Consider the following 304-nt stretch of genomic DNA (forward strand, 5'->3'; position numbering starts at 1 on the left):
CTTCGCTTTTGCCCACGGAGAGCTTTGCCTGAATGTCCACCAACAGGTGGAACGGTTGCTCTTTCGGTGTCTGCTTCTGATGCGGGCGGTGTTCGGATCCTCCGGCGATGACCGCCTTAATTTCATTTTCGCTGTATCCTGCGCCCAAAGTGCGAAAACGGATGAAGCGTTTCTGCCGTGCGCCTTTGACCGAAGTGTGCTTTCCTCGTTTGATTTCGTAGCCTTGCTGTTCCAGCTATTGAAGAAAGACCTCGAAATTTGCAGGCTTTTCGTTCAGCAGGATGTTGTCGATTACGGCACACAG

Annotated in this window: 1 pseudogene; it reads right to left on the bottom strand. The window is 52.0% G+C overall.

Annotation, left to right across the window (positions count from 1 at the left end):
- Positions 1–304 (bottom strand): annotated as a pseudogene (locus tag P0G09_RS18335) (relaxase); the annotation flags it as partial.

It is taken from the genome of Faecalibacterium sp. DFI.5.82 (assembly GCF_029076575.1).
Taxonomy (GTDB): domain Bacteria; phylum Bacillota; class Clostridia; order Oscillospirales; family Ruminococcaceae; genus Faecalibacterium; species Faecalibacterium duncaniae.